General features: G+C 58.5%; 18 protein-coding genes and 1 pseudogene. 10 read left to right on the top strand and 9 right to left on the bottom strand.

Annotated elements, in window-relative coordinates:
• Positions 1–107: 107 nt before the first annotated feature.
• From BMZ66_RS07940 to BMZ66_RS07925, 4 genes are all read right to left on the bottom strand, one after another.
• A complete protein-coding gene (locus BMZ66_RS07940; protein WP_092670861.1) occupies positions 108–1,340 on the bottom strand; it encodes an ABC transporter permease in 1,233 nt (410 codons plus the stop codon).
• A gap of 25 nt (positions 1,341–1,365) precedes the next feature.
• Entirely contained in the window at positions 1,366–1,752 is a 387-nt protein-coding gene (locus BMZ66_RS07935; protein WP_092670859.1) for a hypothetical protein, read from the bottom strand.
• A 98-nt stretch (positions 1,753–1,850) separates the two neighbouring features.
• The gene (locus BMZ66_RS07930) at positions 1,851–2,660 is read right to left on the bottom strand and encodes a class I SAM-dependent methyltransferase (protein ID WP_092670857.1); all 810 of its coding nucleotides are present in this window, start codon (positions 2,658–2,660) and stop codon (positions 1,851–1,853) included.
• Between the two features lie 114 nt (positions 2,661–2,774).
• Positions 2,775–3,197, bottom strand: coding sequence for a ribosome-binding factor A (locus tag BMZ66_RS07925; protein ID WP_092672889.1), 423 nt, complete (start codon positions 3,195–3,197; stop codon positions 2,775–2,777).
• Positions 3,198–3,365: 168 nt separating this feature from the next.
• Between BMZ66_RS07925 and BMZ66_RS07920 the strand changes: the two genes are divergently transcribed.
• Complete coding sequence (locus BMZ66_RS07920; RefSeq protein WP_092670855.1) at positions 3,366–4,784, top strand: hypothetical protein; 1,419 nt, start codon at positions 3,366–3,368, stop codon at positions 4,782–4,784.
• A gap of 13 nt (positions 4,785–4,797) precedes the next feature.
• Here BMZ66_RS07920 and BMZ66_RS07915 read toward each other — a convergent pair whose 3' ends face one another.
• From BMZ66_RS07915 to BMZ66_RS07905, 3 genes are all read right to left on the bottom strand, one after another.
• A complete protein-coding gene (locus BMZ66_RS07915; protein WP_092670853.1) occupies positions 4,798–5,391 on the bottom strand; it encodes a PH domain-containing protein in 594 nt (197 codons plus the stop codon).
• A gap of 20 nt (positions 5,392–5,411) precedes the next feature.
• Positions 5,412–6,461 carry a selenide, water dikinase SelD gene (selD, locus tag BMZ66_RS07910; protein WP_092670851.1) on the bottom strand — a complete coding sequence of 350 codons (1,050 nt, stop codon included), beginning with the start codon at positions 6,459–6,461 and terminating at the stop codon, positions 5,412–5,414.
• A 196-nt stretch (positions 6,462–6,657) separates the two neighbouring features.
• Positions 6,658–7,185, bottom strand: a complete 528-nt coding sequence (locus BMZ66_RS07905; protein WP_092670849.1) for a DUF2911 domain-containing protein — start codon at positions 7,183–7,185, stop codon at positions 6,658–6,660.
• A 292-nt stretch (positions 7,186–7,477) separates the two neighbouring features.
• Here BMZ66_RS07905 and rimP point away from each other — a divergent pair, with 292 nt between their 5' ends.
• The 3 genes and pseudogenes from rimP (at position 7,478) to infB (ending at position 12,797) form a co-directional block, all read left to right on the top strand.
• Positions 7,478–7,948, top strand: a complete 471-nt coding sequence (gene rimP, locus BMZ66_RS07900) for a ribosome maturation factor RimP (RefSeq protein ID WP_234795026.1) — start codon at positions 7,478–7,480, stop codon at positions 7,946–7,948.
• A gap of 122 nt (positions 7,949–8,070) precedes the next feature.
• Positions 8,071–9,303 (top strand): annotated as a pseudogene (gene nusA / locus BMZ66_RS07895) (transcription termination factor NusA); the annotation flags it as partial.
• 359 nt (positions 9,304–9,662) lie between these two features.
• Positions 9,663–12,797, top strand: a complete 3,135-nt coding sequence (gene infB, locus BMZ66_RS07890; protein WP_092670847.1) for a translation initiation factor IF-2 — start codon at positions 9,663–9,665, stop codon at positions 12,795–12,797.
• Between the two features lie 87 nt (positions 12,798–12,884).
• Here the strand turns inward: infB and BMZ66_RS07885 are convergent, their stop codons facing one another.
• Together BMZ66_RS07885 and mscL are read right to left on the bottom strand one after the other, a co-directional pair.
• Positions 12,885–13,334, bottom strand: a complete 450-nt coding sequence (locus BMZ66_RS07885) for a hypothetical protein (protein ID WP_143080110.1) — start codon at positions 13,332–13,334, stop codon at positions 12,885–12,887.
• A 236-nt stretch (positions 13,335–13,570) separates the two neighbouring features.
• Positions 13,571–13,999, bottom strand: coding sequence for a large conductance mechanosensitive channel protein MscL (mscL, locus tag BMZ66_RS07880; RefSeq protein WP_092670843.1), 429 nt, complete (start codon positions 13,997–13,999; stop codon positions 13,571–13,573).
• A gap of 235 nt (positions 14,000–14,234) precedes the next feature.
• On the opposite strand from mscL, the gene BMZ66_RS07875 reads away from it, so the two are divergent.
• The 6 genes from BMZ66_RS07875 to lolB1 all read left to right on the top strand — a co-directional run bounded on the left by BMZ66_RS07875 (position 14,235) and on the right by lolB1 (position 21,034).
• Positions 14,235–15,026: an enoyl-CoA hydratase/isomerase family protein gene (locus tag BMZ66_RS07875; RefSeq protein WP_092670841.1), complete on the top strand. Its 792-nt coding sequence runs from the start codon at positions 14,235–14,237 to the stop codon at positions 15,024–15,026.
• 99 nt (positions 15,027–15,125) lie between these two features.
• Positions 15,126–16,634, top strand: a complete 1,509-nt coding sequence (locus BMZ66_RS07870; RefSeq protein WP_092670840.1) for a lipopolysaccharide biosynthesis protein — start codon at positions 15,126–15,128, stop codon at positions 16,632–16,634.
• 62 nt (positions 16,635–16,696) lie between these two features.
• The gene (gene dut / locus BMZ66_RS07865; protein ID WP_092670838.1) at positions 16,697–17,131 is read left to right on the top strand and encodes a dUTP diphosphatase; all 435 of its coding nucleotides are present in this window, start codon (positions 16,697–16,699) and stop codon (positions 17,129–17,131) included.
• A 169-nt stretch (positions 17,132–17,300) separates the two neighbouring features.
• Complete coding sequence (locus tag BMZ66_RS07860) at positions 17,301–18,311, top strand: sugar phosphate nucleotidyltransferase (RefSeq protein WP_092670836.1); 1,011 nt, start codon at positions 17,301–17,303, stop codon at positions 18,309–18,311.
• A gap of 112 nt (positions 18,312–18,423) precedes the next feature.
• A complete protein-coding gene (locus BMZ66_RS07855) occupies positions 18,424–20,244 on the top strand; it encodes a tetratricopeptide repeat protein (protein WP_092670834.1) in 1,821 nt (606 codons plus the stop codon).
• Entirely contained in the window at positions 20,237–21,034 is a 798-nt protein-coding gene (gene lolB1, locus BMZ66_RS07850) for a lipoprotein insertase outer membrane protein LolB1 (protein WP_092670832.1), read from the top strand. The genes BMZ66_RS07855 and lolB1 overlap by 8 nt, the downstream gene beginning before the upstream one ends.
• Positions 21,035–21,050: the final 16 nt, after the last annotated feature.

Raw genomic sequence — 21,050 nt, 5'->3', positions numbered from 1 at the left:
TAGAGCGCAAGGTAGGGCTGAAAGCGGAAACGAGCATTGTGGGGCTTAACAGCGGTAGAGGGTAGTTACGCGCTTACGGCCCTCAGCACTCAAGGATGCATGCTGCGTTATAAATTCTCGCGCAAATCCAACTTGCTCGCATTCAGCGCGGGCCGTATGCTTACGGCCAAGGTGATGACGATGATGGACACGCAGGTAAAAACCAGGTCGGAAACCTGCATTTTTACCGGGTAGGCATCTACTACGCTCGTGGCCATGCCCATGCTCACGAAGCCAAACTGCTGCTGCGCCCAGCACAGGCCTACGCCCAGTATCAGCCCAGTAGCGGCCCCCACCAGCGCCACAATTGCCCCCACCAGCAGGAACGTTTGCCGCACGGTTTTTTCAGTGGCGCCCATGGCCAGCAGCACCGAAATGTCCTTTTTCTTGTCAATCACCAGCATCGACAACGAGAAGAAGATGTTGAGCGAGGCAATGAGCAAAATGAGCGTGAATGTGATAAACACAAATAGCTTCTCCACCTTAATGGCCTTAAACAAGCTCACGTGCTGCTCGTCCGAATCCTGCACCTTAAAAGCCGGCCCGAGCTGCTTGCGCAGCTGCTCCTTCACCTGCTCAATCTCAAAGCTGCCGCCCACCTTCACGTAGAGCGCCGTGCGGCGCGTGGTGTAGCCCAGCAGCCGCTGCGCAAAGCTGATGGGCACAAAAATGTAGCTGTCGTCGATGTGCTGCTCGATGAGGAACACGCCGCCGGCTATCAGATTTTCCTCGTTGAACGCCTTCTCGGGGTTCATGCTCAGTGTCTTGCTGCCCGGCGTGTTGCGCGGGTACAGCAGGCGCATGGGCGACAGGCGGTTGTTGAGCGTGATGCTGAGCTCGTGCTGCACGCCGGCGCCCACCAGGGCCAGCTCCAGGCTGTCGCGGCGAAGCCTGTGGTCGCCCTCGCGGATATTGGCATCTATCTGGCTCTGGCCAAAGTAGTTGTCGGAAAGGCCGCGCATCTTCACCACCATCTGGCGGTCGTGGTACTGCAGCAGGGCATTGTCTTCGATAACCTCTGTGACCAGGGCCACGCCCGGCATTTTTTCCAGGCTCATCAGGAAGGTGCGGTCCACATCGAAGGCCTTGCCCTTGGCGGCCGAAATGACCAGGTTGGGGTCGGACTTGCCATAGAGCGTGCGCACCAGGTCTTCTAGCCCGTTGAACACCGACAGCACGATAATCAACGCCATGGTGCCCACCGCCACGCCTATCATCGAGATGTTCGAGATGATGGTGATGATGTTGCGCTTGTTCTTGGAACGGAAGTAGCGCCGCGCTATGAGGAGAGGAACGTTCACAGGAGGGCAGTAGCAGGGCCGCTAATCAGCTAGCCTTGCGCATGAAATTATCCATGAAGTCTTCGAGCCGCTTCAGGCGTTCTTCATGCTGCTTCAGCACCACTTCAGCCAGCACCCGGACTTCCTTTTTGATGTCCCGGACTTCATCCAGCATTATGATATTGAATTGGTCTTGGCGCTCATTGAACTTCTCTTGGCGTTCATTAAACTTCTCCTGGCGCTCGGTCCAGTCCAGTAAACGCTGGTTGAATAGACTCTGCTGCTGCTGAAACTTTTGGTTGTCTTGCCGGGAACTACGTTGCTCCTGCACCACCTGAAGCAGCAACTCATTGGTTGTGGTTGTCTGGGCTTCCTGTTGTTCCATGCGGTTCAACAGTGCTTCCATAAACACTTGAAAATTGCTGGGGTCCATTGAGGGGTAGTTGAAAGGCAGCAGCAGGCTATTACATGGGCAAGGTACGGGTTTTTACAGACCTGTGCTGCTGCAAAACCTGGGGTGCCGCAGCAGATTTACTTCCAGGCCTTCACAATCAGGCCGGTGCCCGAATCGTGAACGGTGCGGGCATCGAGCCAGTTCAACAGCAAGCAGAACGGGAACGTGACGGCGTAGTAAAACGGCAGCAGAATGAAGAACAGCCGCGACTTGCCCAGCATCAGTATGGGGTACTTCATGCTGAGGCGCCACGAAATTTGGCCCGGCTCGCCGTAGGCGTAGCGGGCTTCGATGCGCTCAAAACCGGCCGTGCTGAGCTTCTGCTGGATTTCGCGGATGTTGTAGCCGTCGCGCACATGCTCTTCGATAAAGCTGGTTTCGCCGTCGTCGTGCACGTCGGAACCGCCCTGGTCGCTGGGCGTGGAGATGAGTAGCATGCCCCCGTCTTTGAGCGAAGCATGAATGTTCCGAAACACTTCCACGTCTTCCAGAATGTGCTCCATCACATCCACCGACAGGGCCAGGTCGAAGGAGTTGGGCTCCTGGTAAAGCACCAAATCCTGCACCGCAAACTGCACATTGCGGCGCCCAATCTGCCGAAAGAAAGCATTGGAATCGGCCACCTGGTCGTCTTTCACGTCCACAGCCAGAATGTTCCATTTCGAGCTCAGCCCACTCATCCAATACGTGTACTGCCCGTAGCCGGAGCCCGCATCGAGGATGTTGAGCGTCTCTTGGGTGCGGCCTTTGGCCCAGCGGCGCAACTCCCGGTGCACGTGCCAGGTGCGTAGCAGCAGCAGGTCGAGCAAATGGTAAAACAGTCGGCGCAACCACGGCGTGCGGTTAAATACCTGGCCGAGCGTCTTCTTAATCGGGTCGTAGTACAAGGGAGGGTATGAGGGTGTGGGGGTATGAGGGGAGAAGGTAGAGCAGCGGCTAAGAATAAGAAGTGCTATACACCTCTTGCCCTCGCACCCGCTTACCCTACTACCCTATAAAAACTACTCGCCCTTGAAGAGCCGCGGCCGGGCGGGCTTTTCGTTTTCGTCGGGGGCGTCGTCTTTGGGTGCGGGCGGAATCTCCAGCGTGCCAAGCACCTGGTCCATGTGGGCGGCGTAGGCGGCACTATCGTCGTGGAAGAAGATGAGCTCCGGCACCACGCGGGCCGTCTGGCGGATGCGCTTAGCCAGGGCCTGGCGGATGGCCTTGCTGTTTTCGCGAATAATTTCGAGGCGGTCGTTGGCATCGGAACCCAGGAGCAGGCTCAGGTACACGCGGGCCTGGCCCAGGTCGGGCGTCACGCGCACCAGGCTGATGCCGGGCGCCAGGCCGCCGCCGAAGAGGTGTGGCAGGTCGCGCTGTAGCACTTGGGCGAGCTCCTGTTGGAGCAGGCTCGCCATTTTTTGTTGTCGTTTGCTTTCCATAATAAGCTGCAAAGGTACGGGTTGCGGGAGTAGGGCAGAAGAGGTACGAGGGCGAGCACGAAAAGGAAAATGCCAAAGGCAGGTTTTCTGGACATGCCGCGCCCGCTGGTGAACAATACCTTTGCCCTTTATTCCGGCTCTTTCGGCTAAACTTTCGCCCCCAAACTGGTGCTTCGCTTTTTCAAAAGCTCCCTTCCTGCGCAGCTCCTGGCCTTGCTTATCTTGGTGCTGGCCCTGCGCCTGCCGCTGCTCTGGCTGGGCCTGCCCGTGACGGCCGCCGAGCTGCGGGCGCTGCTGGTGGGCGAGCGGCTGCACGACGGGGCCATGCCCTACCGTGACCTGTTCGACGGCACCGCGCCGCTGGCCGCCGCCGTGTTTGCCGTGCTCGATGCCGTGGTAGCGCGCCCCGTGTGGCTTTACCGGCTTTTTGCCCTGTTCTTGCTGCTGGCACAAGCCTTCCGGTTAAATATGGTCCTCAACCGCTACGACGTGCACCCCGAGCGCGGGTATGTAGTGGCCCTAACTTACCTGCTGATAGGCAGCGTCAGCACCGACCTCGACACGCTGTCGCCGCTGCTGCTGGGGCACACGTTTGTGGTGTTTTCCTTGAGTGCGCTGCTGCCCACTTCGCGCGAGGGTTACGACAACCGCCGGCTGTTTCGGGCGGGCTTCCTCATTGGTCTTGGCGCACTGTGCTACCTGCCCCTAAGCCTGTTTGTGATAGTGGGCTTGTTTGCGGTCGTCATTTTTGCGGCCAATTCCTTTCGGAGCTCCCTGCTGCTGCTGTGCGGGTTTTTCTTTCCGTACGCGCTGGTCGCCACCTTCTTCTTCTACATTGGGGCCATGCCGGGCTTTGTGCAGTTTCACCTGCAGCCCGGCCTCACCGACCTCATTGCCAGCGGCCTGCCCGCCGGCCTGCAGCTACGGCTGCTGATAGTGCCCGGCTTGGTGCTGCTGCTGGGCTTGCTGCGGTCGTTGGGCACTTCGCTGGGCCTAGTCTTTCAGGTGAAATTTCGGCAAATGATGCTGGTGTGGCTGCTCGTAGCCATGGCCACGGCTGCCGTAGAGCAGGGCGCGGCTCCGGGCGTATTGGTGCTGCTGCTGCCACCCTTAGCGTATTTCGGCCTCTTTTTGTGGCAGCGCTACCAGCACGCGTGGCTGCTGGAATTGGGGCTGCTGCTCATCCTCAACGCAGCGGTGGTGCTTCGCTACCGGGCCCACGTGCCGCGCCTCGAAGCCATACTGCAAATGCCAGCCGAAAGCCGCTTTGGCCTCCACCCCGACCCGCGTTATGCTTCCATCCGCAACCAAACCTTGCTAATTCTGGGGCAGGACGACCGCGCCTATTTTCACAACCGGCCCGCCACGCCTTACCTCGACTGGACTCTTTCCAAGGTTGATTTCGACCACTTGAACGAATACGCGGCCGTGGTGCGAATAGCCCAACGTATCGGCACTACTCCCCCCGACTACCTCCTCGACCAAGTCGCTATAGTACCCCGCCTGCAACAGCTGTTGCCCGGTCTGTTCGCTCCGTACGAGCCCACCGGCATGCCCGGCCTCTACCGGCGCCAAGAAAAGCAATAACCAAAGACCAGAGCTATACCCAGCACCAATACCGGCTGCGCCGCTCCAAGGGAAGGTTGCGCAGGAATACCGCTAACGGCTCTAAGTCGGTCAGGAGCGAGGTGAGCACCACAATGCGTCCGTCGGCCAGGTGCAGGCGCAGGTAGTCGTACTTGGCCCAAAAGGTGCGGCGGGCGCTGCACGTCACGCGCTCAACGCGGGCAAGGTCGCGCCGCTCAAAGGCAACGCGCTGCCCGGCTTCGTACACCTCAAACTCATTTTCGGTGGGCTGAAAAAGCAGCACAGTCTCGCTGTTTACCACCCAATAGCGCAGAAACAGCACCAGCGCCGGCCCACTAAGCACCAGCGTAAACAGCAAAAAGCCAAGCGCCAGCAGCCATTCAACTAAAGTGGTTTTCTGGCCGCTCAGCGCCACCGCTGGCAGCACGCTCAGCCCGGCCCCCAGCGCCAGCAGGGGCCAAAACAATAACCGCATCTGCCGCGCCGCCGTGACGCGGTAAACCGCCGTTCGCTTAGAAAACAGGCCCGTTACCCAGCGCACCGCGCCCAGCACCACGAGCAATGCCACCGCCACTTCCAGCAGCGGCCGAAGGATAGAAGATTTCATGGGTCAAAGCCAGACCAGCGCTACGCGCCGACCTGCACCCAGGCTTCGTTCTCCTGGTGCGCCCTCAGGTGCCCAAAGCTTTCCAAAGCCAATCCGTGCTTGGCAAACACTTCCAGCACCGCCTCGCGGCCCTGGGGCGCCACGCACACCAGCAAGCCGCCAGAGGTTTGTGGGTCGCAGAGCCAGGTCCGCTGCTCGTCGCTGATGGGCCCCACCTTGTGGCCGTAGCTGGCCCAGTTGCGGCCCGTGCCACCCGGCACGCTGCCTTGCTTCAAATACGACTCGGCCGCTGCGATGCGCGGTACTTTCGAAAACTCGATTTCGGCCGTCAGGCCGCTGCCCTCGCACACTTCGGAAAGGTGGCCGAGCAGGCCAAAGCCCGTCACGTCGGTTAGGGCCGTCACGGCATCGAGCTTGCTCAGCTCGGCGCCTATTTTATTGAGCTGCATCATCTGCGCCGGGGCAATGGCCGCGTCCTCGTCCCGCAGAATGCCCTTTTTCTGCGCTGTGGTCAGGATGCCCACGCCTAGTGGCTTGGTTAAAAACAGTTCCGAGCTCGCTGTGGCGGTGTCGTTCTGCTTCAGGTCGATGATGTTCACCAGGCCTGTCACGGCCAAGCCAAAAATGGGCTCAGGCGAGTCGATGCTGTGCCCGCCAGCCAGCGGAATTCCCGCTTCGGCGCAAATGCTGCGGGCGCCTTCCAGCACGCGGCGCGCTACCTCGGGTGGCAGCTTATCCACGGGCCAGCCCAGCACCGCAATGGCCATGACGGGCCGCCCGCCCATGGCGTACACATCCGAGATGGCATTGGCCGAGGCAATGCGGCCGAAATCATACGCATCGTCCACGATGGGCATGAAAAAGTCGGTGGTCGAAATCACCGCCTGTCCGCCGCCGATGTCATACACCGCTGCGTCGTCGCGGCTGGCATTGCCCACTAGCAGCCGCTCGTCGTAGGGCTGGGCAATGCTGGTGTGTAGCATTTGGTCGAGCACGGCCGGCGCAATCTTGCAGCCGCAACCCGCGCCGTGGCTGTATTGAGTGAGTTTGTATTCGGTGGTGGGAGTCATATCAATCAGGAAAAAGCCGGTCCGGCCCGCCGGGTATGGACCACAAAAGTCTGCAAAGGGTTTTGAAGTCGCAGAAATAGCTCAAACGAGAGTTTCGCGATGTTTGAACGTAAAAAGAGGAACGCGAGCCAGGCCAGTTGGCCCAGGCTTGCGTTCCTCATCAATAGAAACCGCTAAAGGCTGCCGCAGCGGCAGTTTATTTCACCGCCACGGGCACTTCCATGTACTCCCAGCGGAGCACTAGGCCATTCGGCGTCACCTCGTAGGCCAGGCGCTCGGTCAGGGTATTGGACTTGCGAGGCTTCACCGTCACTCGCAGGGCATCCTGCTTCTCGTCGTACTCATAAGCTCCCCACTGTTTAGCCGTCTTATTAAATATGACAGTCCAATCCTTTTCGGTAGGAATCATGAAGAGGCTATACGTGCCCGCGGGCAGGGCTTTACCTTCCACCTTCACCGGCTTGCTGAATTCAACGGTAGTAGCCTCGTTGGCACCCGCACGCCACACTTTGCCATAGGGCTCTAGCCCGCCCCAAATGGTGCGGCCCTTCACGGCGGGGCTGCTGTACTTAATGGTCACATCAGTTGCGCCAATTTTGCCGCTGGCGGTAGCCGCGGGGCTGGGCTTGTCTTTCGGCGCCTCGGTTTGCGCGTAGGACGTGCTGGCAGTTAGCACAGTGGCTAGGCCGAACGCGAGGTGGCGAAGGATTTGTGTGGTTTTCATGAGGAAAGCGCTAAAAATTGAATGAAGTGATGGTTCAGGTTAGTTGCCCGCGCCTTGAAACCCTGCGAGTTTGATTAGGGTTTTAAAGTCAGTAATTTATCGCCGTAGTTGCTTTTCGAAGCCCGCACCGCCGCCGACGGCCCGCCACTGCGCTGCAAGCCGGAGCCCCGGAAGCGGGCCAGCCTTGCATTCCGCCGCCCATTGTCCTATCTTTGCACACGAAGTTGGTATTCGCTTTAGCAAAGAGGGGACGCGCAGTCCCCTCTTTTTTTGCCCGCTTTTTTCTTGAGTTATGCATTTTGACCGTACCCTACTGCTGGAAATGCTCCAGGACGCCATCGGCGACGAGGAGCTGTTCATCGTGGGCCTCACCGTGTCCGATTCGGTGATGCCGAAGGTGACCGTGACCCTCGATGGCCCCACCGGCTTGGCCATCCAAGCGTGCGCTACCATCAGCCGCCGACTAGCGCGCCGCATCGATGAGCACTACGGCGAGGACTCCGCTTATTCCCTGGAAGTCACCAGCCCCGGTGCCGACCAGCCCCTCACCGACCCGCGCCAGTACACCCGCCACATCGGTCGCTCCCTGGCTCTGAAACTGGCCGATGGCACCGAAAAAACCGGCGTCCTCACCGCTTCCACTCCGGAAGGCGTGGAGATTGAGGAAGTTATCAAACAGAAAACCAAGAAAACTACCCTGCCCGCGGCCTTTTATCCCTTCACGGATATTCAGGAAGCGAAAGTTGTTATCTCCTTTAAATAACTTTTGTCATGCTGACGAAGGAAGCATCTTATCACGGCTACTTTCGTCAGATTCAGAATTAGTTACTACCCGAGCACTGCGAACGTGATAAGATGCTTCGCAAGCTCAGCATGACAGTCCCCATGAACAGCCACGAATTAATCGAGTCCTTCAGCGAATTTGCCCGGAGCAAGAACATCGACCGGCCCACGATGATGAGCATCCTGGACGACGTGTTCCGCACGATGATTCGCAAAAAGTACGACCAGGACGAAAACTTCGACGTTATCATCAATCCTGATAACGGTGACTTGGAAATTTGGCGCAACCGCGAAATCGTGGACGACAACTCCGAAGATATCTGGGACCACGATAAAATTCCGCTCGCCGACGCCCAAAAAATTGAGCCCGACTTCGAGGTTGGCGAATCGGTAGCCGAAGCGGTGAAGCTGGAAGACTTTGGCCGTCGCGCCGTGCTCATGGCTCGCCAGACGCTGATTCAGCGCGTGAAGGACCTGGAGCGCGACAACCTCTACCAAAAATACAAAGACCAGGTTGGTGAAATCGTGACCGGCGAAGTCTACCAGGTGTGGAGCCGCGAGGCCCTCATCATGGACAAGGACGACAACGAGCTAGTGATGCCCAAGGCGGAGCAAATCCCCAAGGACCGTTTCCGTAAGGGCGACACCGTGCGGGCCGTAGTACACCGCGTTGAAGTAATTAACGGCACGCCCAAAATCATTCTCTCCCGCGCCGCCCCGGCGTTCCTGGAGCGTTTGTTCGAGTTGGAAGTGCCCGAGATTTACGACGGCCTCATTGTTATCAAAAACGTGGTGCGCGAGCCCGGCGAGCGGGCCAAAGTAGCTGTAGAAAGCTACGACGAGCGAATTGACCCCGTGGGCGCTTGCGTCGGCATGAAGGGCAGCCGCATTCATCCGGTGGTGCGCGAGCTCGAAAACGAGAACATCGACATCATTAACTACACCGACAACCTGGAACTCTATATTGCCCGGGCACTATCGCCGGCCAAAGTGGGTTCAATGAAAATAAACCAGGAAAGCGGGCGGGTTTCGGTTTTCATGAAGCCTGACCAGGTTAGCCTGGCCATTGGCCGTGGCGGTGCCAACATCAAGTTGGCCAGCCGGCTGGTGGGCATGGAAATCGACGTATTCCGCGAAGCCATCGATTACGAGGAAGACATTTCACTGGACGAGTTCCAGGACGAAATCGAGCCTTGGGTACTGGCCGAGCTGAAAAAAATCGGCTTGGACACGGGGCGTGCCGTATTGGCCGTCAAGAAAGACGACATTGTGCGCCGCACGGAGTTGGAAGAAGAAATGGTGGACGATGTATACCGCATTATTCGCCAGGAATTTGCCGACGACGAGGACCTCGACGAAAACTCGCTGGATGCCGCTAAAAAGCGTGCACCCGTAGACGCTGCTCCCGAGGCGAAAGCTGACAATCAAGAAGAGGAAGTGGCTGTAAATCATGCTTCTGAATCGGAAATTACAACTGAACACACCCCTTTGGTGACCGAAATGACCGAAGAACCCAAAGCGACTACTGAGGATGCGGGCGCAAGCTCTCCCGCCGAATCAGCCCAATGACGGCCGCGCGGCCGGTACGGCAAGGGTAACAAATCGTGCCAGTTGGCGCGGTTTGCGCCCTGCTGGCAAGATTTAATGTAATACCTTTGCACTTAGAAGCGTATCGTACGCGAGTAACAGATAGAATGGCGGAAGCAACCCCGAAACGGCTACAACAGGCGGCCAAAGACCTGAATATTGGAATGGACAGGGTGGTCGAAGCCCTGGCCAAGAAAGGTATACAAGTAGAAAACAAGCCGACCACGAAGCTCACCGGTGAGCAAGTGGCCTCGCTTGAGAAGGAATTCGCGGCCTATGCCCAAGACCGGCAGGAGGCTCAGAAGGTCATTCAGGACAAGCGCCAGAGCGACCTCGACGCGGCCCCTAAGCCTGCTGCTCCGGCCCCGCGCCCAGTGCAGGCTGCTACTCCCGCACCTAAGCCGGCTGCGCCAGCTGCTCCCGTAGCGGCTGCTCCAGCTCCCGTGCCCACTCCGGTGGCACCTGCTGCCCCTGTGGCGGCAGCACCAGCACCGGCGCCGGCCCCTGCACCAGCTCCCGCTACGCCATCCGTGCCGGGCCTGAAGGTGTTGGGAAAAATTGAACTCGACAGCCGTGGTCGTGTGGTGGCCCCCAAGCCCAAGCCAGCGGAAACGCCGGCTGCTGCGGTGCCCGCCCCAGCTCCTGCTGCTCCAGCACCCGTCGCTGCCGCACCAGCGCCAGCCCCCGTTGCGCCAGCTCCTAGAGTAGAGGCGCCTGCTGCTCCCGCACCAGCGCCAGCACCAGCTGCTCCCGTAGCGCAGCCCGTGGCTAAGACAGAAGCGGCTCCTGCGCCTCCAGTTGCCGCACCGGCTCCGGCTGCGCCAGCTCCGGTGGCTCAGGCTCCCGCAGCGCCAGCACCTGCTGCTGCTCTGGCACCAGCCGCTCCGGCTGCTGCTGCCCCTGTGGCTCCCGTTGAAGGCAGTGCTGCCCCCGAAGACACTAGCACCATTGTGGCCAAGTCGGACACGCTGAAGGGCCTCACGGTTCTGGGCAAAATCGACTTGTCTTCCATCAATAACGACCGTCGTGGTCCGGGCGGCCGTGGTCCTCGTCCTATTGCATCGTCGGATGTGAGCAAGCGTGGTTTGCCTGCTGGCCCTGGCCAGAAGAAGCGCACGCGCCTGCCTGGCCCTCCCGGCAGCACCACGTCGCCGCCCAGCCCTGGCTATCAGGGCAACCGCCCGGCTGGTGCTCCCGGCCAAGGTGGTGGCGGCTACCAAGGCAACCGCCCCGCTGGTGGCGGTGGTCAGGGTGGTCAACGCCCCGGTGGTCCTGGTCAGCGTCCCGGCCAGTCAGCTCCTAAGCCTAATGCCCCGGCACTCACCCCTGAACAGGCTGAAAAGCAGATTCAGGAGCAGATTAAGGCCACGTTGGCTAAGCTCGGCGGTAACAAAGCCACCGGCCAAGCCAACCGCGCCAAGTATCGCCGCGACAAGCGGAGCATGCTGGCGGAGGACCGCGAGGCCCTGCGCGCACAGAATGAGCTCGACGCCAAAACCCTCAAGCTCACCGAATTCATCTCGGCCCATGACCTGGCCTCGCTGATGGACGTGAACGTGAACGAGGTAATCAAGGTGTGCTTGGGCATGGGCATGTTCGTGTCCATCAACCAGCGCCTCGACGCCGAAGCCATTACGGTAATTGCCGACGAATTCGGCTTCGATGTAGAGTTCCTGTCGAAAGAAGAGGAAGAAATCAGCATCGACGCCGGCGACGCCGACGAAGATTTGAAGCCCCGGGCTCCCATCGTGACCATCATGGGCCACGTCGACCACGGCAAGACGTCGTTGCTTGACTACATCCGCGACGCGAGTGTGGCCAAGGGCGAGGCCGGCGGTATCACGCAGCACATTGGTGCTTATGAGGTACGGACCAAATCGGGCCAGCCCATTACCTTCCTTGACACGCCTGGTCACGAAGCCTTTACGGCCATGCGTGCCCGTGGTGCCAAGGTGACGGACATCGCCATCATTGTAGTAGCCGCCGACGACTCGGTGATGCCGCAGACCAAGGAGGCCATCAACCACGCGCAAGCGGCTGGGGTGCCGATTATCATCGCCCTCAACAAAATTGACAAGCCTGCTGCCAACCCCGAGAAAATCCGCGAGGAGCTTTCCCAGATTAATATTCTGGTGGAAGAGTGGGGTGGCAAGTACCAGAGCCAGGAGGTTTCGGCCAAGTCGGGCATTGGTATTGAAGACTTGCTCGAAAAGGTACTGCTCGAAGCCGAACTGCTTGACCTGAAAGCCAACCCCGACCGCGGCGCCATCGGCACCGTTATCGAAGCCTCGCTGGACAAAGGCCGTGGCTACGTAACCACCGTGCTGGTGCAAACCGGTACGCTGAACGTGGGTGACGTGATTCTGGCTGGCCCGCACTTTGGTCGCGTGAAGGCCATGACTGACCACCGCGGCAAAAAGATGAAGACGGCTCCGCCCGCTACGCCGGTGCAGGTGCTTGGCCTGACCGGTGCCCCGCAGGCCGGCGACCGCCTCCAGGTGATGGAGACGGAGCGCGAAGCCCGCGAGATTGCTACCCAGCGTCTGCAGTTGGCCCGTGAGCAAACCATCCGGACCAAGAAGCACATCACGCTCGACGAAATTGGTCGCCGCCTGGCTATCGGTTCGTTTAAGGAACTCAACATCCTGGTGAAAGGCGACGTGGACGGTTCGGTAGAAGCACTCTCCGACTCCCTGCTGAAGCTTTCGACGCCGGAAGTGAAGGTAAACATCCTCTCGAAAGGGGTGGGCGCCATCTCCGAAAGCGACGTCCTGTTGGCTTCGGCCTCCGACGCCATCATCATCGGTTTCCAGGTGCGGCCCTCGCAGAGTGCCCGCAAGCTGGCCGAGCAGGAGCAGATTGACGTGCGCCTCTACAGCATCATTTACAACGCCATCAACGAGGTGAAGGATGCCATGGAAGGCATGCTGGCCCCCACGGTGCAGGAAGTGGTGACCGCCAACGCCGAAGTGCGGATGGTGTTCAACATTACCAAAGTCGGCTCGATTGCCGGCTGTATGGTGACGGAAGGCACGTTCCAGCGCAAGACCCGCGTGCGGGTGGTGCGCAACGGCATCGTGCTGCACACCGGCGAGATTCAGGACCTTAAACGCTTCAAGGACGACGTGAACGAAGTTCGCCAAGGCTACGAATGTGGTATTTCCATCAAGAACTTCAACGAGTTGCAAGAAGGCGACAACATTGAGGGCTTCGAAGAGAAGGAAATCAAGCGCACGCTGTAAGAACAGTGTTGCCATTGAACACGAAAAAGCCCCGGCTGCATCGCAGCCGGGGCTTTTTCGTGTTCAATAATCAGGGAAAGCTCTTGCTTAGAACAAGAGGAACTTCTTGCGCATCTTGCTCTTGTGCACTAGGGGCTTGCCTTTGGGGTTGGAACCGCCAACGGGATGGCTCATGCCGCGCTTGAGTTCCGAAAAGCCTTTTTTGGCTTTGTACTTGCGCACGATAAAGCCCCCGCCATTGCGGTTGGTATCGAAGTGGCGGTCGGGGGCGCCGTTGCGGCCAAAGCTGGTGTTGCCGGTGCGAGCCTGCAGAAGCTCGAGCTGTTGGTCTTGCTTAATTTGGTCGGGTGTCATGGCTGCCCGGCGTTGGTTGCGGGCTAGCTCTTCGGCGTTGTTGCCATTGTTGCGGCGTGCACCGGCCTCGCTGGTGCCTTGGCCGGGAGTAGGGAAGGCGGGGCCACCAGTTTGGGCACTAGCACTCGAAGAGGCGATTAGGCCCAAGCCGCAGAGGAGCGAGGCAACAAAAAGGGTTCTCATGTACGCGGGAAGTGGAGAGGAAGAGGAGATGGCATGCTAACGAAAGCGGGCAATCGGTGGTTCAACGCCAGCACCCGGAAGATGGAGCCCAGCCTAACCTGCCTCTAAGGTCGCAACTTATTTTGATTCGGCAATTTATCTATCCTTGCTAAATCAATACTTGAGCTTCAAACGGCGTAACTACCGTCCATAACTCGATAGACAGTGGTTTTTTCACGTCGAACGAAATGGCGCTTTTAGGTGCGATTGGCGCGTAACGAATCGCGAATGTCCATGAGTAGCTGCTGCTCGGTGGTGGGAGGAGCGGGCACGCTCACCACTTCCACGGGCGCTTTCTTCATGCGGTTGGCCAGTTTTACCACCCAGAAAATAACAAAGGCAATGATGAGGAAGTAAATCACGGCATTGATGAAGTTGCCGTAGGCAATGGCAGCCGAGCCGGCTTTTTTTGCGTCGTCCAGCGTGCCGTAGGCCTTGCCGTCGAGAGTGACGAACATGTTCTTAAAGTCGATGCCCCGGGTGAAAACGCTGAGCAATGGCATGAGAATGTCATCGGTCATTGACGTGACGATTTTGCCAAAAGATGCGCCTATGATGACGCCAATGGCTAAATCAAGGACGTTGCCTTTGGAAATAAACTCTTTAAATTCGGAAACGAAGCCCATGGGAATCAGTCAGGAAAGGAGATTTGAAAGAAGAGAGAGCGGAATCTAGGAAAAGAAATTCATATTTCTTTGGTGGTGCTGGCACGCAAAGCTGGGGCGTTGGTCTTTCCTAATGGCATTAGCTCAGGCCATGCACAACCTTGGGATGACAAGCCAGGTATTTGGCGCGACCAGCCTCGCCGTGCCCGGGTGCTATCTTTGGTCGGACCAATTCATTCAGGCCTTTTCTCTCGCCATGTCTGCTTCTTACGAAAATCTGCTTTACGACCTGGACGCCGCCAGCGGCATCCTCACCATCACCGTCAACCGCCCCAGCAAGCTCAATGCACTGAATGCGGCTACTATTGAAGACATTGCCAACGCCATGCAGCAGGCGCTGGACGAGCCCCAGGTGCGGGGTGTAATTGTGACGGGCAGCGGCGAAAAGGCCTTCGTGGCCGGGGCCGACATTGCCGAACTAGCCGCCCTTACGCCCGCCCAGGCAGCCCGAGCATCCGAGCGTGGCCAGGAGGCTTTCTGCCGGATTGAGGAAAGCACCAAGCCCGTGATTGCGGCCGTGAACGGTTTCGCGCTGGGCGGCGGCTGTGAACTGGCCATGGCCTGCCACATGCGCGTGGCTTCCGACAACGCCCGCTTTGGCCAGCCGGAGGTGAATCTGGGCTTGTTGCCAGGCTACGGCGGCACGCAACGCCTGCCGCAACTCATTGGCAAAGGCAAGGCCATTGAACTGCTCCTGACGGCCGACCTTTTGAAGGCTGACGAAGCGCTGCGGCTTGGCTTGGTAAACCACGTGGTGCCGCAGGCTGAGCTGCTTTCGTTTTGCCAGCAGCTGCTAGGCAAGATTTTGGGCAAGGCGCCCCTAGCCGTGGGCATGGTGCTGGAGTGCGTGAATGCGCACTACGCCAAAGACGCCGACGGCTACGAAGCGGAAGCAAAGGCCTTTGGCCGGGCCTTCGAAACCCACGATTTCAAGGAGGGCACCCAAGCGTTTGTGGAGAAGCGGGCGGCGGTTTTCACGGGGAAATAACCCTTTCAGCAACAGGGAATAAGTATGGAGGAATGACGCATTGCCGGTTTTGGTGATGTTTCATTCCTCATCCTTTGTTCTCCTTCTTCAGAGAAGAGAATGAGTGTAGTTAAAAAATTAGCGTCGCAGACCGCCGTGTACGGCGTCAGCAGCATAGTGGGCCGCGTGCTCACCTACTTGCTGGTGCCGGTGTACACGGGCTATTTTGCGGCGGCGGAGTACGGCATTGTTACGGCGCTGTATGCTTATGTGTCGTTTCTGAATGTCCTATTCACCTACGGAATGGAAACGACGTTTTTCCGTTTCGCCAACCAAGAGGGCGTTGACCGGGAAGAGCTGTATGGCCGGGTGATGAGCCTGCTACTGGTGAGCAGCGTCGGGCTGACGGCCTTGCTGGTGTTGCTGGCCGAACCGCTGCTGGGATTGCTGGATATTCCGTCGGGCCACGAGCGGTATGCGGTGTGGGTCGCGCTGATTCTGGGCCTGGATGCAATAACGGCCATTCCCTTTGCGCGCCTGCGATTGGAGAACAAAGCCCGCAAATTTGCCACCATCAAGCTGGCTAATATTGGGTTGAATGTGGCCCTGAACCTGTTCTTCATTGTGTTCTGCGCCGATGTGATGAAGGGCGAGTACCTAGCCAGTCTGCAGCCGCTGGTGGCGCGCGTGTATGACCCGACCATAGGCGTGGGCTATGTCTTTCTCTCCAACTTAGTAGCCAGCGGCTTCACGGTGCTGCTGCTGTGGCGTGAGCTGTTCGGCGTCCGCTTCCGCCTGAGCTTGGAACCGCTCCGGCCCTTGCTGAAGTATGCTTACCCGCTTATGCTCATGGGCCTGGCCGGCATGGTAAACGAAACCCTGGACCGGATTCTGCTGCCTAAGTGGCTGCCTGATAATTTTTATCCTGGCCAAAGCAGTCTCACCGCGGTGGGAATTTACGGGGCTTGCTACAAGCTGAGCATCTTCATGTCGCTTGTGATTCAGGCGTTTCGCTATGCGGCCGAACCGTTCTTTTTTGCCCAAAGCACCGAGAAGAATTTGCCCGCCACGTTTGCCATGATTTTGAAATGGTTTACGCTGTGTTGCGCGGTGATTTTTGTGGGTATCAGCCTGAACGTGGAAGATATTGGGCCGCTGTTTCTGCGGCGGTCAGAGTACCTACAGGGTCTGATGGTGGTGCCGGTGCTGCTGCTAGCTAATCTGTTTTTGGGCGTCTACTACAACTTGTCGGTGTGGTTTAAGCTCACCGATAAAACTTATTACGGCACCTACATCGGTGCCGGCGGTGCCGTGCTCACCATCGCCCTCAACTTCCTGCTCATACCCGTGCTGGGCTACATGGGCTGTGCCATTGCCACCTTGGTTTGCTACTTTATGATGGCCGTAGTCTGCTGGCGTTTAGGCGAGCGCCACTTTCCGGTGCCGTACCCAGCCTTGCGCCTGGGGCTGTGGCTACTACTGGCAGCGGGAGTGGTGGGGCTGGGCTGGTGGATACAGCCGGAAGATTGGTGGGTTCGCCGCGCCTGGCACGCCGGCCTGACAGCTGCTTTCCTACTCGCCCTTTACTTTATTGAGCGGCCCCAGCCAGCTAAGCCAGTGGTGGCGTAGCCGGTTTTGACAGGATAGCACGGTTGCTATCTTTGCCCACCCGACCTGCTTCCTTCTTTTCAATGCACATTCCTGTAATCAACCGTTCGCACCACCCGCTGCCGGAGTACCAGACACCGCACGCGGCTGGCCTCGATTTGCGGGCTAGCCTGGAAGCCCCCGTCACGCTGGGGCCACTGGAGCGAGCCCTGATTCCGACGGGGTTGAGCCTGGAAATTCCCGTGGGCTATGAAGCGCAAATCCGCCCACGCAGTGGCTTGGCCTACAAGCATGGCATCGGGCTGGTGAACAGTCCTGGAACGATTGATGCCGACTACCGCGGCGAAATAAAGGTGCTGCTGGTGAATTTATCCAACGAACCGTTCGTGGTGAACGACGGCGAACGCATTGCCCAGCTGATAGTTGCGAAGCACGAGACCATTGCCTGGCAGCCCACTGAGACGCTAAGCGAAACCCAACGAGGCGCGGGCGGGTATGGAAGCACAGGGAAAGCGTAGCTTTCCGAAAGTTGTCGGTTCTTCACTGTCGGTTGTCGGCTTGTTCTATCTTGCCGGCATCGAAGCGGACTGACAACAGTTGCGCGCGGCTGCCCCGCCGCCATAGCAAAAGCCCGTCAGAGTTCTGACAACTGACAATAAGTAACTGACAACTAACCACCAACACCGAATGAAAATCATCGTACCGATGGCCGGCATGGGCAAGCGCATGCGCCCCCACACCCTCACTGTTCCCAAGCCTCTGATTCCGATTGCGGGCAAACCCATCGTGCAGCGCCTCGTGGAAGACATTGCCAAAGTGTGCGGCGAGCCCGTGGACGAAGTGGCCTTCATCATTGGCCGCTTTGGCGATGCCGTGGAGAAAAGCCTGGTGAAAATTGCCGAATCGGTGGGCGCTAAGGGTACCATTGTGTACCAGGATGAGCCCTTGGGTACGGCCCACGCCATTTTGTGTGCCAAAGAGTCGTTGACTGGCCCCCTGGTGGTGGCTTTCGCCGATACGCTATTTAAGGCTGACTTTACGCTGGATTCCTCGGTGCCCGGCACCATCTGGGTGCAGCAGGTGGAAGACCCCCGTCCGTTTGGCGTAGTAAAGCTGAACGAACAGGGCCAGATTACGGAGTTTGTGGAGAAACCCCAGGATTTCGTTTCGGACCTAGCCATCATCGGCATCTATTATTTCCAGGATGGCGAGTACCTGCGCGATGAGCTGCAGTACCTGCTCGACAACGACATCAAGGACAAAGGCGAGTACCAACTCACCAACGCCTTGGAAAACATGAAGAACAAAGGCACGGTGTTCGTGCCCGGCCGCGTAACCGAGTGGCTGGACTGCGGCAACAAAGACGCCACCGTGTTTACCAACCAGCGCTACCTGGAGTACCTGAAGGAGCGCGGCGAGTCGCTGGTAGCGGAATCGGCCAAAATCACTAACTCGGTCATTATCGACCCGGTGTATATCGGCGAAAACGCCATCATCACCGATTCGGTAGTGGGACCGCACGTGTCGCTGGGCGAGAACGCCAACGTGCGCGACTCGCGCCTGTCGAATTCCATCGTGCAGCAGTCGGCTTCGGTGCTCAACGCCGTCATCACCAATTCCATGATTGGCAACTTCGCTACCGTGACCGGTACGCCCGACGACCTGAGCCTCGGCGATTATAACCAGCTCCGGGTGTGACATTTTAGCGAGTAAATGCGTTACAACGACGCGGCCTTCTGCGGAGGGTCGCGTCGTTGGGCATTATTACCCGTAAATTCGTGAGCCGGGCCCCAGGTCCGGTTTTTTGTATATGCGTCAAGTTGTTCTTAGTCTGTTGTTTTGGTTGGGGCTGACGGCCTTTGGCTATGCGCAGCCCTCCACTGGCGCCGATACCCCTCCCGCCAAAATGACCCGCAAAGAGCGGCGGGCGCTGGAAAAAGAACAACGCGAGCTGGACAAGAAGCTGGCCGATGCCCGCGCCAAGCGGGCGGCGGCCCCGCCCTTATCGGAGCGGGAGCGGGAGCACACCGAAGCGCTGTTTGTGGATGGCGTGAAGTACGTGCTGCTGGAGGACTACACCAAAGCCCTGGAGCAGCTGCTGAGAGCTTATGCGCTGAACCCCGACAACGCGGCCGTCAACTACAAGATAGCCGAAGCCAACCTGCTAAGCGGCAACCTGCGCGACGCCACCAACTACGCGAATGCGGCCATTCGGCTTGATGCTAAAAATGCGTACTACTACCTGTTGCTGGCCGATATCCAGGTGCGGCAGAAGCAGTACGACGGGGCCGCAAAAACGTATGCCTCGCTCATCAAGCAGGTGCCGAACTCCGGCAGCTACCTGTTCAACCTCGCTGACCTGTACTTGGCCCAGAACAAGCTGCCCGAAGCGCTGAGCACGCTGGAGCTCGCCGAGAAGGAGTTTGGCCAAGTAGATGAGGTTTCCTTTAAGAAACAGCAGATTTATCTGAAGCAAAACAAGCTGGACCTGGCGCTGGCCGAAGGCGAAAAGCTCATCCGGGCCAATCCTAATGAAAGCCGCTACGTGTTGGCCCAAGCTGAAATGTACGCCAGCAACAATCGCTTGGCCGATGCCGTCCGGGTGGCCGAGCAGGCATTGCGGACCGACCCTGAGAACCCCCAGGCCCACATGATTCTGGCGGAAGTGTACCGCCAGCAAAACCAGCCCGACCAAGCCGGTGAGCAGCTGAAGCTGGCTTTTGCCAGCCCAGCGCTGGACATCGACGAGCGGGTGCGCATTCTGGTGAGCTACATCAAGCAGCTGCCCAACCCTAAAGAATCGGTGAACCAGCTAGCCCGCGACCTGGCCGCTGCCACTATCAAAACTTATCCTAAAGAGGCCAAGTCTTATGCGGTGGCGGGTGATATTCAAACCCTGACCGACCGTAAAAAGGACGCCCGTGACACCTACCTCAAAGCCTTGCGCTACGATAACTCTCAGTTTAAAATCTGGCAGCAGGTGGTGTGGATTGATGCTGAGCTTAACCAGACGGATTCGCTGCTGACGCACACCGACCGGGCGCTGGAGCTTTTTCCCAACCAAGCGTCAATATGGTTTTACAACGGCGTGGCCCACTTGCTGAAGAAGCAGCCGCAGAAAGGCGTGAAAGCGCTGGAATACGGCCGCAAGCTGGCCCTGGCCAACCCGGAGCTGTTGGGGCAGTTCGATGCCCAGCTCGGCGATGCTTACCATGAGATGAAGGACTACGCCAAATCGGACGCGGCCTACGAAGCTGCTCTGGTGAGCGACCCCAACAATGTGCAGGTGCTGAACAATTACAGTTACTTTTTATCGTTGCGCGGGGAGAAGCTGGAAAAAGCCAAGCAAATGGCGGGCAAGGTGGTGAAGCAATTTCCCGACAACGACACCTACCTCGACACCTACGCTTGGGTGCTTTACAAGATGAAGGATTACGCAGGAGCCAAAGCTGCTTTGGAAAAAGCCCTGCAAACCACCAAAGATGCCGCCGTGATTGAACACTACGGCGATGTGCTCTACCAGCTCGGCGAAAAAGACAAAGCCGTGGCCGAGTGGCAGCGGGCCCGAAAAGCCGGAGTGGCTTCGAACTTGCTGGAGCGCAAATTGAAAGACCGAAAACTGTATGAATAAACTCACTTTGCTCTTGGCCTTGGGGCTGCTATTGGGCAGCTGCAATCGCAAGGGCGTACCTACTAAATCGGGCCGGGGCCCGGGCACATCGACGCCCACCGCGCAAGCCATGGAGCCCGCACTGCCCACGGTGCAGGCCACCAACACCACCTTCTTGTTTTTGAACGCCAAAGGCAAGGCTCAAATCACAATGAATGGCAACAAGCAGGGCGCCAATCTGGCCCTGCGCATGCGCCGCGACAGCATCATCTGGGTGTCGGCCTCGCTGGCCGGGATTGAAGGCGTGCGCGCCGTGCTCACCCGTGACTCGGTACAGGTGCTGAACCGACTGGAGAAAACCTACTTTTCGGGCGGATACAACTACCTCAGTAAACTGCTGAACGTGCCCGTGAGCTTTGAGCAAATGCAGGCGCTGCTGCTGGGCGACTACATGCCCGCTCCGGCTGGCACTACGCCCACCGTGGCCAACGAGGAGGCCGGCCGCCAGCGCGTCACCTACCCATTGGCCGAGGTGCTGATTGAGCGCCTGCTGCAAGCCGGTACCGGCCGGGTGCAGCAGCTGAAAGTGAGCGACGAAGCCACCAAGCGCAACCTGATTGTGGACTACACCGATTTCCGCCCCTTGGAGGAACAGGCGAATCTGCCATTTGCGCACGCCACGTTTATTCAGGCGCAGCAACCCACTGCGGGGGCCGTGACAGCGGCCATCAACTATACCAAGGTGAATGCCGGGCGTGAGCGGCTGTCCTTCCCCTTTACCGTGCCCAAAGGCTTCAAGCGGCAGAAATAAGTAGCAGCTTTTGAAC

This window comes from Hymenobacter arizonensis, assembly GCF_900115775.1.
GTDB classification, from domain to species: Bacteria; Bacteroidota; Bacteroidia; order Cytophagales; family Hymenobacteraceae; genus Hymenobacter; species Hymenobacter arizonensis.
This window is presented reverse-complemented; position numbering and strand designations above follow the sequence as displayed.

Bases quoted from the DNA above. Each gene is read 5' to 3' on its own strand.
- BMZ66_RS07935 (WP_092670859.1), bottom strand. From the start codon at position 1,752: ATGGACCCCAGCAATTTTCAAGTGTTTATGGAAGCACTGTTGAACCGC.
- BMZ66_RS07925 (WP_092672889.1), bottom strand. From the start codon at position 3,197: ATGGAAAGCAAACGACAACAAAAAATGGCGAGCCTGCTCCAACAGGAG.
- BMZ66_RS07915 (WP_092670853.1), bottom strand. From the start codon at position 5,391: ATGAAATCTTCTATCCTTCGGCCGCTGCTGGAAGTGGCGGTGGCATTG.
- selD (WP_092670851.1), bottom strand. From the start codon at position 6,461: ATGACTCCCACCACCGAATACAAACTCACTCAATACAGCCACGGCGCG.
- BMZ66_RS07905 (WP_092670849.1), bottom strand. From the start codon at position 7,185: ATGAAAACCACACAAATCCTTCGCCACCTCGCGTTCGGCCTAGCCACT.
- rimP (WP_234795026.1), top strand. From the start codon at position 7,478: ATGCATTTTGACCGTACCCTACTGCTGGAAATGCTCCAGGACGCCATC.
- infB (WP_092670847.1), top strand. From the start codon at position 9,663: ATGGCGGAAGCAACCCCGAAACGGCTACAACAGGCGGCCAAAGACCTG.
- BMZ66_RS07885 (WP_143080110.1), bottom strand. From the start codon at position 13,334: ATGAGAACCCTTTTTGTTGCCTCGCTCCTCTGCGGCTTGGGCCTAATC.
- mscL (WP_092670843.1), bottom strand. From the start codon at position 13,999: ATGGGCTTCGTTTCCGAATTTAAAGAGTTTATTTCCAAAGGCAACGTC.
- BMZ66_RS07875 (WP_092670841.1), top strand. From the start codon at position 14,235: ATGTCTGCTTCTTACGAAAATCTGCTTTACGACCTGGACGCCGCCAGC.
- BMZ66_RS07870 (WP_092670840.1), top strand. From the start codon at position 15,126: ATGAGTGTAGTTAAAAAATTAGCGTCGCAGACCGCCGTGTACGGCGTC.
- dut (WP_092670838.1), top strand. From the start codon at position 16,697: ATGCACATTCCTGTAATCAACCGTTCGCACCACCCGCTGCCGGAGTAC.
- BMZ66_RS07860 (WP_092670836.1), top strand. From the start codon at position 17,301: ATGAAAATCATCGTACCGATGGCCGGCATGGGCAAGCGCATGCGCCCC.
- BMZ66_RS07855 (WP_092670834.1), top strand. From the start codon at position 18,424: ATGCGTCAAGTTGTTCTTAGTCTGTTGTTTTGGTTGGGGCTGACGGCC.
- lolB1 (WP_092670832.1), top strand. From the start codon at position 20,237: ATGAATAAACTCACTTTGCTCTTGGCCTTGGGGCTGCTATTGGGCAGC.